Raw genomic sequence first — 15,608 nt, forward strand, 5'->3', positions numbered from 1 at the left:
AATAAAGATAAACAGGTTGATGTAGGTGAGGTACATGGACAAAGCGGCGGGAATAGGCTGGTCATCACGTAAACCTCTGGGGAGCGTGGAAGCCCCGTGTCTTTAGACCGGGGAGGAAACGGGACCGGGGGACTTTAGTCCCCGTGAATCTTTCAAGCATAGGCGTAACCATCCTTTCGGTGAATAGGTTGGCAGTATTTGTGGTTGATGCCTGTCACCCGTCCCGAGGCGGTGGTCATATCAAAACTGCCAGAGGCACGGCAGAGAACCCGTCCTACATAGGAGCCAATTTTCTTCCCGGCCGTGACCGTAGCCGTGACGATATCGCCAGTCTGAAAACCGTTGTGAATTTGCTTCCTGGAGCGGTGACGAGTGGGGAATCCGTACTTATTCGTCCCGCACATCCGACGAGTTCCATGCCCCTTCGCTAGAATCAGCAACGGTTTTGACGTGACAATATCGAGTGATTCGACGTCTCCAACACAGGCAGCATCAAGCCAATGAGCTTTAGGTAGGTTAAGCCGAAGTCGATTGAACTTCGTTTGTCCGCCGGTTCCTGTAGTTACTGGGACTCCTGTGGCTTTGAGAGCGTTGAACAAGGCCCATCGGGTTGAGTTAACGGCAGCCGCATCGTTAAGGGGTGATTTGGCCTGCCTCAGAAGACGACTCAGGACATCAGGCTGGCCCGATAAAAAATCCCGAATGTCCCCATTGCCTTTGGCTTGATTGCATGAGTGGCAAGCGATCGTCAGGTTAGACACCCGGTCAGAGCCCCCCTTAGACCGGGGCTGAATATGCTCAACTTCAAGGGGCACATGTTTAGCACCACAGTAAGCACAGGTTCGGCCCCACTTTTCCAACAGGTATTCCCGGACTTCGTAGCCTTGTAAGGCTCCCTGCTGATACTCAACACCTGAGATCTCAGGGTTTTCCATCAATTGTAGGTCGAACCGTACTAGCTCTTGAACAATGCGGCCCACTGGGGCAAGTCTACGGAATCGGTTAACCCAGGTCATCAGGGTATCGACTCGATGCTGCAAGCTCGGAGCCAACCAACCCTGGGGACGAGTCCGATTCAAGAACCGAGCCGGCCGATATTGGGTCTTGCGGTTTCGTCGAGAACGTCGCAGTTGCCGACGAGACCGCAAGGCTTCTACTATCTGCTGTCCTCGGTGCTGCAACTCGGCAGCAAAGATGATTCGATTCCCTTGCTTCAGGGCAATTCCAGTGACTTTAGAGCCTGGGTCTAATTTGAGTTCGATCGGTTCAGGATTCCCATGAACCTCCTTATTGAGAATAATGGTGAATGGGTAGCGTCGAAATACCGATGCTTTTCCGGCTTTGAGTAGGGACCGTGCGACCCCTGGCTGGCAGGGGGTCAGGGGCCTACGGTTGGTATCTAAAACGAAAACATGATTAGACATTGTTGCGTCTCTTCTGATTGCTCGTCACCTTAAAAATGTGGGGGTATGGTTGCCCCCAACTCTGCAAAGCAGGTAAAGTTTGCCTCGTCAATGTTATAAAAGCTTTTTGGGCTAACTACACTTCCTTACCCCTTGTAAAGATGTTTAATAGTTAACGATAGAGCGAGAGGCTGGCAAGCACCTCAAGGTATCATGGCTTAAATAACGTAGCCAGTTAAGGCTTAGACTGGTCAACTAACTGAGGAATCCGAGGCATGAAGCCCCGTTACTTCAGTACGGGGTGCTGACTGAGGGTATATCCGGTGATGAGGCTATAGGTTGCTAACAGGGGGAGGGCAACCTGGTTATTATCGTTAGCAAGAACCCTACTAGCGATAAAAAATAGGGCTAACTGAGCAATCAAGGCCACCCAGAAGGTGGTCATGAAGATTCCCGGGTTGGTGCTGATGACATTCAGGCCACCGAAGGAACCAACAGCAGTTAGAACTAAACCACCTCCCACAAAGGGGAGGGCATTGGCAATGACGTTAGGGCCTACAAGGGCTTGACCTTGGGCTTGAGCCATTGCTTGCCGAAAATTACTGGTATTTGCCATAGCAACTCCTGAAAGTTTCCGATTTATCTAGTGAGGCAAGAATACCCCCATCATCAGGCAATTGACGACGGGATGAATTGCCACCCAACACTAAGAATATTGTAATATAAACTACCAGGAAAACCAAGTGCTACATGAGATTATAGAGGGGTTGGGAAGCAGAGCTTCTGGCTTATGAAACCTACCTAAAATCCTGTTCAAACTGTTGTCGGGTAATGGGTTGAGGGATTTCTAAACCTTCTCCGCCGAGGACTTCTAAGGGTAAGCCATTGACGGAAATCCGTACTGGTGCGAGGGGGTCGAGGCTGGTGGCGGTGTAAACTACTTGCCCTAAACGGCCAATCATGGAGGCACTACCGCCGCCTGTGGTAAATTCGGTGGATAGGTCGATCGCGATCGCCCCGTCTTGGGTGGCGGTCAAATTTAGTAGTTGAGTACCTGGGGGAATTTCGCTATATTGGTTGGCTTCCTGGGGGCCTGAGAGTAGGCGATCGAAGGCGGCAGCTAGGACGGTATGGGGTTGGGAAGCACTGACGGTGAGGGTGACGGAGTTGGGAATCCAGACAATTTGGTTATCAGCTTCATCGACCCAGTAAATATTGACGGTTTTTTCGATCGCATCGGTTGTTTCTGGGGGTTGAGGAGAGGTGATCGCTGGCGGTTGTTCGGTGTCAACAGCGGCCCGCCACCAAGTCACACCGGCGGCGATAGCGGCAACGAATAGCGCTACCCCAGCAATCATAGCAATATTTTGATGGTGATCGGGTTGTGGATCTTTCATCACTATCCATTCACAACTGTATTTTTGAGTTTAACTGGCGATCGGGGGTTCTGACAAATTATCTGACAAATTAATTTTATCGGCGGCGAGATTGAGGATCTCAAGCCCACCGGACACCCACGGTTACCAGCGATCGATTTCACCAGCTACCAGTGATGAACCGGGGGGCGATCGCTGCCCATTTTTTAATCTTGATCTAAAGTCGGGGTTAGATTGGCTAGAAATTCAAACAATGGGAAACTGAAGCCAAGCGACGGCTTGAAGGAATCGAACAAACCGAAGCGGAGGAGGATATTATTACCGGGGAATGATGTATTCGGCATTTTCCACGGTGGAAATTGACCTGGTGTTTTCCGATGGTTGTGGCAGCCGATTAATGGTAATGAGTAGCAATGTTAAAACGGCTACAACTAAGAAAAAAATATCATTCCATTTTTCGGTATGATGAAAACGACGTCCACAGGTAGAACAAAACTGCTGCTGGGGGTGGTCTGGATGGGCGGTAATGTGGCATTTGGCTCGGCCGTGGTGATCCATTGGGCAGGTCATAATCTTCTCCTTAAAAAGGGATCATAATTGACAGTGGGGGGAATGTCTCAAGATAGACAATTTCCCCCAGTGCGATCGAGAGTTAAGCAGGATTAACCAGATCGCAACCATCATCACTGTCTTCAGAGGTATCCATTGTTGAGATCACAAAAAGTGGTGAAGTTTCCGCCCTAACTATCTGTCCGGGGAGGTGAGTTAGGTTCAGCGTAGACAGAGAGATCAATAAAACAACCGTGATTGTGCAATTCATTTTTCAGTGCCTCCCGAAGGTTGCAAGTGCTTTCAAAATAGTTATCTTTTGGAAACGCAACTTTTATGCAAATCGGAGGAAAAAACTGGTAGGGAGTGGTCTACTTGCTTAAATTCATCTGGTCTGGGGCTTTGGTTGTGGTCGCTTCGCACTTTCCTCACTGACTGCATAAAAACTGAAACTCCTCACGACAACATTCATAGGGCCTGAGAGAAACACCTCTGGCGTACTGCAACACTAATTAGGAAAACATCTGATGACTTCTGAAACACTCAAAACTACCAAAACCATCTCCGGCGGCTACGGTGTCACGGATTCTAAAAAGTAGTCAATTGTGGGCGGGGTATTGGTCTGACCTGAAACCGCCACCGCATAAAAATCAGAAGTCTGAACGATAACAGGATCATAACCATCAACAGGCTATCCCCATGACACAACAAGTAGATCTCAATGAAGTCCGTAACCGCGTCATCACTAACCGTCAGCAAGACGTTGACCTTCCCCGGTCTCCCCGTCAGGCTGTATATGTCGATAACGGAGGAAATATTGTCACGGACCCGGAACCCAGCGGGCACCGTCACCTCTCGCAAGTTCCGCAAAAAATCTTTGCCGCCAGCCTCATGCAAGATCGGCAGGTTGTGGTCCGCAAACTGCCTCCCAACGCCCAAGAAATGAACATCAGTGGTGTCACCGGGTGGGTGTACGAAATTACCAGCGAATTGGGGGACCACTACACCATGTTTATTTTCAATGACGGCAGCTTATATCAAGTGATGGTTTTGTTTCCCGAAGTAGCCGGGCGTTATAGCGTTACTGAGGGGCATTTGTTCCCCAACGGCTGCATTTGTCTCAACGAGGAACACGGCTATCGATCGCTCGAACAAGCCTACGCCAAATCTGTCCTTTGGGCAACCGGTTTTAGTATTTATGCCCGCACCGGAAATTTCCCGCTATAACAAACATTGAATCATCATGTACTTAATCTCAGAAAACGCACTGCGTCAAATCCATCAACACATCGCCCTTGATCCCCCCGAACGGGGTGGGGCATTGTTAGGGCCCATCGGCAAAAACGTGATCAGTCATTTTATCCTGGATCAGAACGGACAGACCAGCAGTGCCAGCTATTTGCCTTCACGCACCTTAACCTGTCGGGTGCAACAAATGGAACAGGAAATGAACCTCGAATTTAAAGGTGTCATTCACTCCCACCCCGGCGGGTTAGACCGTCCATCAGGACCCGATGAAGAAGCGATGCGGGAGGGTCTACAAATCAATCCTCACATTCCCTGTTTTGTAGCGCCAATTGTCACCTTACTCGCACCCCGTCAAGCCCTGCGTTCTCACGAACTCCCACTGGGTGAAGGAAAAATATCCTTTTATGCCGCCTATCGTCAAGGTAACGGCATTCGCGTCGAAACCCTACCCATGAAGTCAATTGAAGAATCGGAATTTACCCCTATGCACCAGGAATTACCCTCGGTCACTCATCTAATCGAAACGGACTTGGGGCGAGTGCAGCAGGCTTTCGGAAGCTATAAACCGCCGATGATTTTTGTCACGGAAATGGAAGGGCAAAATATACAGGCAGGATGCCTCAATTTAAAAGGGTTGGAACTGCTGTTTTTGTTCAGCAATACTTATCCGACAACCCCGCCAATTTTATTGGCAACTTTAACGGACAAAGATACCGAACAGGTGGAACTCCCTTGGTCGTTGCAGACACCGGCAGAAGAACGGTTGGTCGTCGCTCTCAAAAGTGTCATAACTGGTAGCGGATATTATCAAAAGGTGTACCGCCCTTTGGGAAAGCCAGGACTGACAAAAGACGAAAAAATCGCGGCTATAGCTGGTTGGAGTGGCTGCTATTCGGAAACTGACCCCCAGCGAGAAGCGAAACAGGTTCAACAAAGTTTATTCGCCCGCAGTACAGGACTTTTAAGCGAACAAATTAGTCAGAAGCGGGTGTTAGTTGCGGGGACTGGTTCGGTGGGTTCTTACTTGGCTGAACAGTTGGTTCGCAGTGGTGTAGGGGGGCTGACTTTAATTGACCCGGAAACGGTGGAAACGGCGAACCTTTGTCGCACCACCTATGAAATTATCGATATCGGACAGCCGAAGGTGAAAGCGTTGGGCCGACGGTTGCTGAATATTAATCCTTTGGTGCAGTTGAAATTGGAGGAAAAAAGTTTATTGGATTATCAGCCGTCGGAGTTTGATAAGTTGGTGCAGGAGGCGGATTTAATTGTTGCCACAACTGATGATGTAGCCGCCCAGCGCATTATCAACCGTTTCGCCTATTTTCGCAAGAAGCCAGCCCTATTTGTGGGGCTTTATCAAGGGGCTGAAGGGGGGGAGGTGATTATTACGATGCCTGACAAAACTCCCTGTTATGTCTGTGCGACTGCTAACCGCCATCAGTTTGAGGTGCAGGTGGGAAAGGTTAGCAATGATGGAGATTATGGCAGCAACGGAAGGGTAATGGGGGAAGTGGCACTGGGGACGGATATTCATCATGTCACGAGTGTGGCGGTGAAAATGGCTTTGTCTTTGTTGCTGCCAGAGACTGCACGGGTGAAATTGAAGGGTTTTTTAAATCCGGCTATTGAGGAGGGGTTCAATTATTTAACCATGTCAATGGTTCAGAATTATTGGTTTTATCCGGCTGTTTTTGGTGAGACGGCGGGACAGTATGCTTATCAGAGTGTTTGGTTGACTGCCCAAAGTCAAGAAAACTGTCCGGTGTGTGGAAAAGTTCACCACCGCACTAATCCGCTGACGGTGCCTTTGGCGGGGGTGAAAGCGGATGAAATTCGAGCGGTTTTAAATACGTCTCGTGTGTAGAATTTCGCCATAAATATGCTGGGAATGGTGCTAATTTTTTAAGGAAATTAACCATTCCCTATTGACTATTTAAAGGAAGTATAATTAATGCAAAAAAGAACGGATTTAGTGGCAAAATTTTCGACTTTTTTAGAGGTTGATGATGCTAAGGATAGTCTGGATTTGGGCTGGTATTATGTGCCTAAATTGAAGCATAATATGAGACAACGGCGGGAGTCCGATCGCACTGCTAAAGAGGAATATTGGGCTAAAGTTATCCTGCGGGAAGCCCTGGCATCTGCGCCCCTGGCTAAAGAACACCTGGCGGCTTATTTGGAGGAAACTGCCTATTGGACGGTGATGAAAATGCGTTATAAGTTGGAAGGTTATCAATTGCGAAAGGTGGATTTTTTCTGTATGGCTAGGGAGGCAACAAGTCAGCCTTTACAGTTGTTTGGTCGCTATGATGATGCCAAGTCTGGGGTGAAAACTTTTGCGGAGAAGACCCTGGAAGATTATCTGTCTGAACAGTTGTTTAAAGGTCGAGAACGAGATAAATATTCGCCTACTGGATTATTACGATCTCTCAGTTATTTGGAATTAGAAAAAACTTTGAAAAAACGGAGGTTTTCCCCGGAAAATATCCAAGCATATCGGCTGCTGCTCAAGTGTTTTAAGGAAAAATATGTGCCTACTAAAAAATCGGGAAGTCGGGCTTTACAACCGCCGGACAGTTGCCAATTACAAGCGATCGCACTCTATTATAATCAATGGCGATCGCCAGATTTTCCTGATTTGACCCCTGAGCAAGTTCAGGAATGTTTAAATAATTTTGTATCCTGGGTTCGCGGGGATGCTAAAGTTTATTTTTTGTCCCTAGAAGAATTACTTACCAAGGGGGAAGAAAAACCCTCGGACTCCCCAGATTTTTCCCAGGTATCGGAAGATGAACAGGAACGCGGACAAGAACAGGAACTTAATCAAATTCTCTCCCAGTTATTTGAGGAACTTACCCCCCAGATTAAAACCCTGTTGGAGTTGGTCTATGGTCTGAATATTAACCAAGGCGACCTCTGTAATTTTATGGGTTTTGAACAACAGCCTAAACTCTCACGATTCCTGACAAAAACTAAGCGAAATCTCTTGACAAAATTCGCTGAGTATGCTAAAAAAAATTGGGAAATAAACCTGTCTTCCCCTGAATTAAATAAACTGGTCAAACTGATAAATATTTGGCTAGAAAAACATGGATCTCTGCGGTTTCATGACTTGTTAAATGCCAAACTTGGGGCTTTAGATGCGGATGATTTCAGGCTGTTAAAATTAATCTACGGCTGTCAGCTATCTTTAGCTGATGTTTCTGAGAATAGCCAACTTTCTCAGGATGAAATTAAAGCCAGAATTAAGCAGATTGAAGTCACCCTACAAGATACCTTAAAATCGGAAGTAGAAACTCTCTGTTCCGGTGGCACTGAGGAAATGCGATCGCTTGATAAAAGAGTGGTCGATTTCGTGGAAGTGTATCTACAACAAGCCCCTTATGCGGTTTGGGAGTCGAAGTTAAAAAAACCGGATCTATGAGTCAGTTTCTCATCAGTCATCAGTCGCCGGAGGACGCTAAAACTCCACCGAATTTATCTCCTTTATTTGGAAAAAAACATCATGTTTACAATAGAAGATTTGACCGAATTACATCCCGATCGCTTATGGTTATCATTCTCGGAAGAACAACGGGAAATCGCTTGGCAATATTCCCGGCTTTTTTCCCATGCTTATTCCCAATGGAATGGCTATCTGAATCGATTAGCTATCAATGCAGTAATCCCCGGTTTGCAGGAGGAATTGGATTTAAACCCCACTATTTGGCAGCCCAATTCCTTACCATCTTTTTGGGAAAATGTCAACGGAACTAGACTATTAATTAATGATAATTATTCTGTGGTCATTATTCCCAGCGAGACAGTAGACACCGAAGAATTTCGGGTTCCCCAAGAGTGGGTGGATATTCCCAGTTGGGTGGCGAATTATTATTTAGCGGTTCAAGTTTACCCAGAGGCGGGTTACTTGCAAGTGTGGGGATATGCGACCCACCAACAGCTAAAAAATCAGGCAGTATATGATGAGTTTGAGCGAGTTTATGTTCTCCCGAAAGCGGATATAATTGATGATTTAAATGTGATGGTTGTCGCTCAGGAATTGTGCGACACAGAGATAGCGTTTGTCTCTCCGCTACCACCATTATATCAAAATCAAGCGGAACGTTGGTTAGAACAACTCAGTTCAAATACCGTGGAAAATCCCCGGTTAGCAATGCCTTTTTATCAGTGGGCGGCTTTGATCGCAAATGATAAATGGCGAGAGGAATTATATCAACGCCGTTGCGATCGCCTATCAACACAAATTCGACAAAGTTTTAACTATTTGTCTCAATGGTTAGCCGATCTCGCCCTACCGGAGTGGCAGGATTTTCGGGGATTATGGAGACCCAGACAGATGGAATATAGGGGAAAAAGGGTCGATTTACGAGGAGAAACTAATCGGGAAAGAGTCGCCTATTGGGTTGATGTAATTTTAGGTAAAAATAGTGAGGAATTATGGAAAACATCGGCTCAGTCTTTAAGGTATACTACCCCTGGCAATCCGAGGGTGATTGAAGCGTTGGTGAATTTATTAGCAAAAACTACTGAGGAAGAAACTCGCTGGGCGGCGGCGGAAACTCTGTGGTTATTAGACCCGGAAAATCCGGCGGCGGGTATCCGAAAAGTCAAAGATTTGGGAATGGAAATTACAGGAGAATTGCTGAGTTTGATGGTGGCAGTCTTGCCGAAAGGGGCAAATCGTTTTGCGGTATTTTTACGGTTGTATGCTATGGGGGAACGGGAGTTTTTATCCCCTGGGGTACAGTTGAGAGTGTGGCGGGAGTTTTTATCCCCTGGGGTACAGTTGAGAGTGTGGGATGAGATGGGTACGCTGTTCGATTCTGCCACGGCTAGAGAGAGAGATAATTATATTCAGATTAAGTTAAGCGGAAATCTTGGCGAATGGTTAAATGTGGAGGTAAAATGGGGGGAAAATAGCATTATGGAAGGGTTTTTAATCTGAGTAACCATCACGCCCTTCGGCTTGCTTAGGTGATTCCCCTTGATTAGGGAATAGGGAAGGGGGAATGCGTAATGGTAAATCGGTGAAGTTGAGGAGACGGACTGATGAAATTTTGGCAACTTACTTTTCTCGCCCTGGTGTCATTTTTCCTGACTTTTTATTGTGACACATCGATTTTGGCGCGGGTCAACAGTCCAGCCTTTAACGGCCAATTTCCCATTGATTTTGTATCCCCCGCCTTAGGGCCAACTACTGAGGACCAAAGGCAGGAAGCCGATCGCTTTTTTAATCGAGGAATACATCACTTGGATCTCAGTGAATTTTCGGAGGCGATTCAACCTTACCAAAAATCTTTACAACTCTACAAACAAATTGACGATCGCCCCGGTATGGCTAAATCTCTCCATCATCTGGGAATTGCTTATCGGAATTTGAAAGATTATGATCAGGCGATTAAATACTATCAGCAGTCTGGGCAGATTTTTGATCAAATAGGCGATCGCAATGGTCTCGCTAATTCTTTTATGGGTCTGGGACTTGTTTATCGGACACTAGAAGAGCATGAGAAGGCGATAGAATCCTATCAGCAATCTTTGCAGATTTTTGAGAAAATGGGCGATGATCAGGGTGTCCTAAATTCCCTCAATAATCTGGGAATTGTTTATCAGAATTTAGGAAAGTATCACCAAGCTATTCAACCCTATCAGCAGTCTTTGCAGATTTTTGAGAAAATGGGCGATCGCCAGAATATGGCTAAATCTCTCCATAGTCTGGGAATTATTTATGGGATTCTGGGAGAGTATTACAAAGCCATAGAATCCTATCAGCAGTCTTTGCAGATTTTTGAGAAAATGGGCGATCGCAATGGTGTTGCACATTCTCTCCTGGGTCTGGGAATTGTTTATGGGAATTTGGGAGATGGTCACAAAGCTATTGAATACTATCAGCAATCTTTGGAGATGTTTGATAAAATCAGCGATCGCAATGGTGTTGCCAATTCTCTTCTGGGTCTGGGAATTGTTTATGGGAATTTAGGAAAGTATGATCAAGCTATTGAATACTATCAGCAATCTTGGCAGATTTTTAAACAAATAAGCGATCGCAATGGTGTTGCCAAATCCCTCCTGGGTCTGGGAATTGTTTATGGGAAGTTAGAAAAGTATGATCAAGCTATTGAATCCTATCAGCAATCTTTGCAGCTTTTTAAACAAATAGGCGATCGCAATGGTATCGCCACATCCTTGGGTAATCTGGGAGTTGTTTATCGGAGTCTCGGAAAGTATCACAAAGCGATAGAATCCTATCAGCAATCTTTGCAGATATCTCAAGAAATAGGCGATCGCAATAGAGAACGTCAAATCCTCAGTAATATCGGTTTACTACTTTCCACACAAGACCAACCCCAATTAGCCATTGTCTTCTACAAACAATCAGTCAATGTTACCGAAGACATCCGCCAAGGTCTCAGGAGACTGCCGACGGAATTGCAACAATTGTATCTGGAAACCGTGGCTGATACCTATCGCCGTTTGGCGGATTTACTCCTGCAATTTGATCGGATTATCGAAGCCCAACAGGTGCTGGAGTTACTCAAAGTTCAAGAACTAGAAGACTACTTAATAAACGTCCGGGGAGACCCCCAAAATCTTCAAATGTTACCGGATGAACGGCAAGCATGGAGTCAATACCAAGCCTTACAGCAAGAGGCGATCGCCATCAGTCGGGAGTTAGCGGAACTCGAAAAAATCCCCGTTAATCAGCGCCTACCGGCACAACAGCAACGCCTCCAAGAAATCCGGGAACAACAAGGAAAAACTCGCGGCATTTTCGACCAATTTTTATCTAGTCCAGAAGTAGAAAACCTGATTAAAAATATCAGCCAAAACCAACATAACATCAATATCAGGAATTATCCAAATTTGCATAAACTCCTGGCAAATCTGCCAGAAAAATCTGTAATTCTCTATCCTTTAGTGCTAGATAATCGCCTAGAATTACTATTGGTCACTACCCAAACTGCTGCCCCCCTACGTCAGCCAGTCAATGTCACAGCCAAGCAGTTAAATCAAGCCATTAGAGATTATCGAACCGGACTCAAAAACCAAGATTCCGAAAGTTTTAAACATACGGCAAAAGTTCTCTATGATTACCTGATTAAACCCATTGAAAAAGATTTGGTTAACCTCCAGGTGAAAACCTTAATTTATGCCCCAGACCGGGCTTTACGTTATCTTCCTCTCGCGGGACTCTATGACGGTCAACAGTGGTTAGTGGAAAAATACCGAATCAACAATATTACTGTCGCTTCCCTAACCCAATTTATCGTTACTCCCTCCAAGCCTCCCTCGGTCTTAGCGGGTGCTTTTGCTGACGTTGACACGGGCTATCAATTCCAAGTCGCACAGAGGCAGTTCGATTTTTACGGGTTGAAATTTGCCTACGATGAAATCAACAATATTGCGGGGATAATTCCTAATACAAACCGACTCCTAGACCGGGACTTTAACCGTCAGCAAACCGAAGGTTATCTTGGAGATTATAATATCATTCATCTGGCTACCCATGCGGCTTTTATTCCGGGTCAGCCTATGGATTCCTTTATTTTATTTGGAGATGGCGATCGCGCTTCTATTAATGATATTAGAAGGTGGGATTTAAAGAATGTTGATTTAGCCGTCTTGAGTGCCTGTCAAACCGGACTGGGAGATTTATCGGGAAATGGGGAAGAAATCCTGGGTTTGGGATATATAATGCAGGAAGCTGGGGCTCAAGCCACCGTTGCCACTCTCTGGTTGATTGAGGATGCCAGCACTCAACAATTGATGAATGTCTTTTATCAAAAACTCTCGGAAGGTAACAGTAGGGCAGAGGCGCTGCGACAGGCGCAATTAGCTTTGATTAATCAACAAGTCCCCCACCCACAAAATCAAGATATTTCTGCACCCTATCACTGGGCAGGATTTATTATTATTGGAAATGGATTTTAATATCAGGAAATATTATGACTAAAATTATTACCCTAAAACTACATTCTGGTTCTCTCAAAATGGGATTTAATGTCAGTTTAGAAATTGCCGAAGAAGGTAAACCTGTATACCTGCAAAAATCAGGTGATTTACCGGCAAATAATCAATTATATGATGAGATCCGCCTCCTTGAGATGGCTTTAAATTCCGCACCGCACCGCACCCGCCTGGAAACCACAAAAAACCAGGTCAAAAATGTTTCCGAACCCGATAATTGCGCTAAAGCCACCCAAAGGGTGATTCAACTTTTCAACCAATGGCTAACCTATCCAACCTTTTCTTCTGTGCGCGATGAGCTTTTAACTGCTATTGCTAAAACCAGGAAATCTATTCGCCTTCTCATCGCCACTGATGATATTGTTACCCAACGTTTACCCTGGCATGACTGGAAAATCAGCACAGACAATTCCCACCTGGAAATAGGGTTTTGTGGTCACTCCTATAAGCAAATTCAGCCCGCAATTAAGTTTAACAAAAAAGTCAAAATCCTGGCAATTATTGGCGATGATAGCGGCATTAACCCCGCCGATGATTTAAAGGTTTTGGCAAAATATGGGGCGGCAATTACACCTTTAATTAACAGCACCAAGTCAGAAGTAATCGCCCATATTGGCAAACCAGAAGGATGGGATATTTTGTTTTTTGCGGGTCATAGCCATACTGAGGAAAGCCGGGGAGTTCTCAAGATAAATGATTCGGAATATTTGACCATTGACGATGTAAAAAATTCCTTAAAAACTGCCATATTTAAAGGTTTACAACTGGCAATTTTTAACTCCTGTGATGGCATCGGACTCGCCCGCGATTTGGCGAATTTAAATATTCCCCAGTCAATTTTTATGCGACAACCGATTCCCGACCTGGTAGCGACAATATTTTTGGAATACTTTTTAACAGATTATACAGGGGGAAATTCCTTATATTTATCGGTGCGAAATGCCAGGGAAAAATTAGAGGAATTCCAAGCAGATTTTCCGGGGGTTACTTCCTTCCCCGTCATCTATCAAAACCCGGCTGTTATCCCCCCAACTTGGCAACAACTGCGCTGGGGAAGGGGGAAACTACATCAGGTGATGCTGGCTATCGGGGTAATATTGGGGATTTTGCTAATGCGTTATTTGGGATTATTCGCAGGTTTGGAATTGCGAGCCTATGACCATTTTATGCTGATTAGCCCGCCGGAAAGCCAGGACGATCGCCTATTAATTATCACTGTTGATGAACCGGATATACAGTATCAAAACCAACAGGGAATGACCCGAAAAGGCTCCTTATCTGATGCGGCTTTCTCCCAAATTATCGCCAAAATTTTACCCCATCAACCCCGTGTTATTGGCTCTGATATTTATCACGATTTTCCGGTCGATCGCCATTATCCTGAAGTGGCGAGTTTTTTTAAAAATCACCCCAATTTTTTTGCCATTTGTCAAGATAGCGATCGCGATAATAATCATCTCGGTATCGCCCCGCCGCCGGAGGTTGCCCACACCCGCCTAGGATTCAGCAATGTCTTAGTAGATACAGATGGGATAATTCGCCGCCATCTTTGGTATATGAATCCCTCCCATGATACTCCTTGTCCTACTAACAAATCCTTCGCCCTACAAGTGGCTTTATCTTATTTAGAGGCGGAGGGAATCCAGCCGGAAGTGACACCCCAAGGGTATTTAAAATTAGGCGGGGTTTATTTAACTGCTTTGGAGCGGAATTTGGGAGGATACCACCAACTAGATACCCGTGGCTATCAAATGCTGTTAAATTATCGGTCTGGTGCAATTGCTGATACCATCAGTTTGACACAACTTTTAACCGAATCTATTGACCCCAATTTGGTGAGCGATCGCATTATTTTAATTGGCAATATCGCCCCCAGCTACAAAGACTTTCACCGGACTCCCATCACCCCCAGCTTTCAAATCCATCACCAAACAGCCGGGGTTTTCATTCAAGCCCAAATGGTCAGTCAAATTATCAGTGCCGTCCAGGATAACCGTCCCCTCATACAACCTATTCCTCGATCCCTTGAAATTATCTCGATCTTGGCTTGGTCATCCCTGGGTGGCGTGGTCGGGTGGCGCGTCCCTGGGGGGATGAGATTTTACTTTACAGTTGGAGGAATTATAGTTATTATATATAGTATCTGTTTTGTGAGCTTTCTGGCAGGGTATTGGATACCTCTGATTCCCTCTGGATTGGGTTTTGCCCTGACGGCAATCATCCTCACCAACCGGGACTCAGCCACCTGGAAGCATAACCACCATATTTTAACGGCGAGGGAATGGGCGTTTTTCGCTCTCCCCCCCCCGCCATTGACCGTTTTTATGATTTTTTTAAATAGGATTTTTGTGGGGATTTTCGCCCTGCCGTTGGCATTAAATACCTCCGACCTCCAGCTTTCCGATAGTCGGGAAACCCAGCCTTATAGAGCATTCCCTGACTCTGAGTATATCAGAGAACCTCTCAATTTTCGACTCCCAGATCGCGGTAGACCAGGCGATCGCACCAGTCAAGCTGGAGGTCGGGGAAACTGTACCAAAGACACCCAAATCACCGCTTTAGTTCCTTCCCAAAATTGGGGCTATACCCTATCCGATCGCCCCTCCTTTTGGTTTTACTTAACCGCGTCTAAAGATTCATCCTGGTCGGCGGAATTTGAACTACAAGACCATCAGAAAAACCGGCTGGTTGAATTGAGCTTAACTGTCAACCCCGGACTGATTGAAGTCACTCTCCCGGAAGATATCGCCTTGGAAACAGCGGAAACTAACTACTCTTGGCGGTTTTCACTTATTTGTGAACCGAGCGATCGCACGGGGGATTTAGTCGTCAGGGGTCAGGTTTTAAAACGGGAACTTGACCAGGATTTGCAAGCACAAATCCGAGACAAATTCGGTCGAGATTTGGCTCTAGTTTATGCAGCCAACAGTATCTGGTTCGACCTGTTAACTCTGGTGATGAAGTTCCGAGAAGAACAACCCCAAAATCCCCTATACAAAGAAGATTGGCAAGAATTATTGGAGGCGATCGGTTTGTCCCAATAGTCCCATGGAAATCTTGA

Annotated in this window: 9 protein-coding genes and 1 pseudogene; 6 read left to right on the forward strand and 4 right to left on the reverse strand. The window is 45.8% G+C overall.

The genetic code is table 11. The features are described 5' to 3' along the window. Positions 1-152: 152 nt before the first annotated feature. From iscB to N39L_RS25965, 4 genes and pseudogenes are all read right to left on the reverse strand, one after another. Positions 153-1,424, reverse strand: a complete 1,272-nt coding sequence (gene iscB / locus N39L_RS25950; RefSeq protein WP_014276798.1) for an RNA-guided endonuclease IscB — start codon at positions 1,422-1,424, stop codon at positions 153-155. A 286-nt stretch (positions 1,425-1,710) separates the two neighbouring features. Further along, a pseudogene (locus N39L_RS25955) lies at positions 1,711-2,019 on the reverse strand (Bax inhibitor-1 family protein); the annotation flags it as partial. Positions 2,020-2,200: 181 nt separating this feature from the next. Then, a complete protein-coding gene (locus tag N39L_RS25960; RefSeq protein WP_006617162.1) occupies positions 2,201-2,800 on the reverse strand; it encodes a GerMN domain-containing protein in 600 nt (199 codons plus the stop codon). Positions 2,801-3,097: 297 nt separating this feature from the next. Beyond that, positions 3,098-3,349: a hypothetical protein gene (locus N39L_RS25965; protein WP_231852007.1), complete on the reverse strand. Its 252-nt coding sequence runs from the start codon at positions 3,347-3,349 to the stop codon at positions 3,098-3,100. Positions 3,350-4,027: 678 nt separating this feature from the next. On the opposite strand from N39L_RS25965, the gene N39L_RS25970 reads away from it, so the two are divergent. From N39L_RS25970 to N39L_RS25995, 6 genes are all read left to right on the forward strand, one after another. Continuing rightward, positions 4,028-4,555: a hypothetical protein gene (locus N39L_RS25970; protein WP_006617160.1), complete on the forward strand. Its 528-nt coding sequence runs from the start codon at positions 4,028-4,030 to the stop codon at positions 4,553-4,555. Positions 4,556-4,571: 16 nt separating this feature from the next. Next, complete coding sequence (locus tag N39L_RS25975; protein ID WP_006617159.1) at positions 4,572-6,443, forward strand: ThiF family adenylyltransferase; 1,872 nt, start codon at positions 4,572-4,574, stop codon at positions 6,441-6,443. Between the two features lie 87 nt (positions 6,444-6,530). Continuing rightward, a complete protein-coding gene (locus N39L_RS25980) occupies positions 6,531-8,003 on the forward strand; it encodes a hypothetical protein (protein WP_006617158.1) in 1,473 nt (490 codons plus the stop codon). Between the two features lie 81 nt (positions 8,004-8,084). Further along, positions 8,085-9,524, forward strand: coding sequence for a DUF1822 family protein (locus N39L_RS25985; protein WP_006617157.1), 1,440 nt, complete (start codon positions 8,085-8,087; stop codon positions 9,522-9,524). 104 nt (positions 9,525-9,628) lie between these two features. Then, positions 9,629-12,511, forward strand: coding sequence for a CHAT domain-containing protein (locus tag N39L_RS25990; RefSeq protein ID WP_014276801.1), 2,883 nt, complete (start codon positions 9,629-9,631; stop codon positions 12,509-12,511). Between the two features lie 14 nt (positions 12,512-12,525). After that, positions 12,526-15,591 (forward strand): CHASE2 domain-containing protein, encoded by a 3,066-nt coding sequence (locus N39L_RS25995; protein WP_014276802.1) that lies wholly within the window; start codon positions 12,526-12,528, stop codon positions 15,589-15,591. Positions 15,592-15,608: the final 17 nt, after the last annotated feature.

It is taken from the genome of Limnospira platensis NIES-39 (assembly GCF_026000695.1).
GTDB classification, from domain to species: Bacteria; Cyanobacteriota; Cyanobacteriia; order Cyanobacteriales; family Microcoleaceae; genus Limnospira; species Limnospira platensis.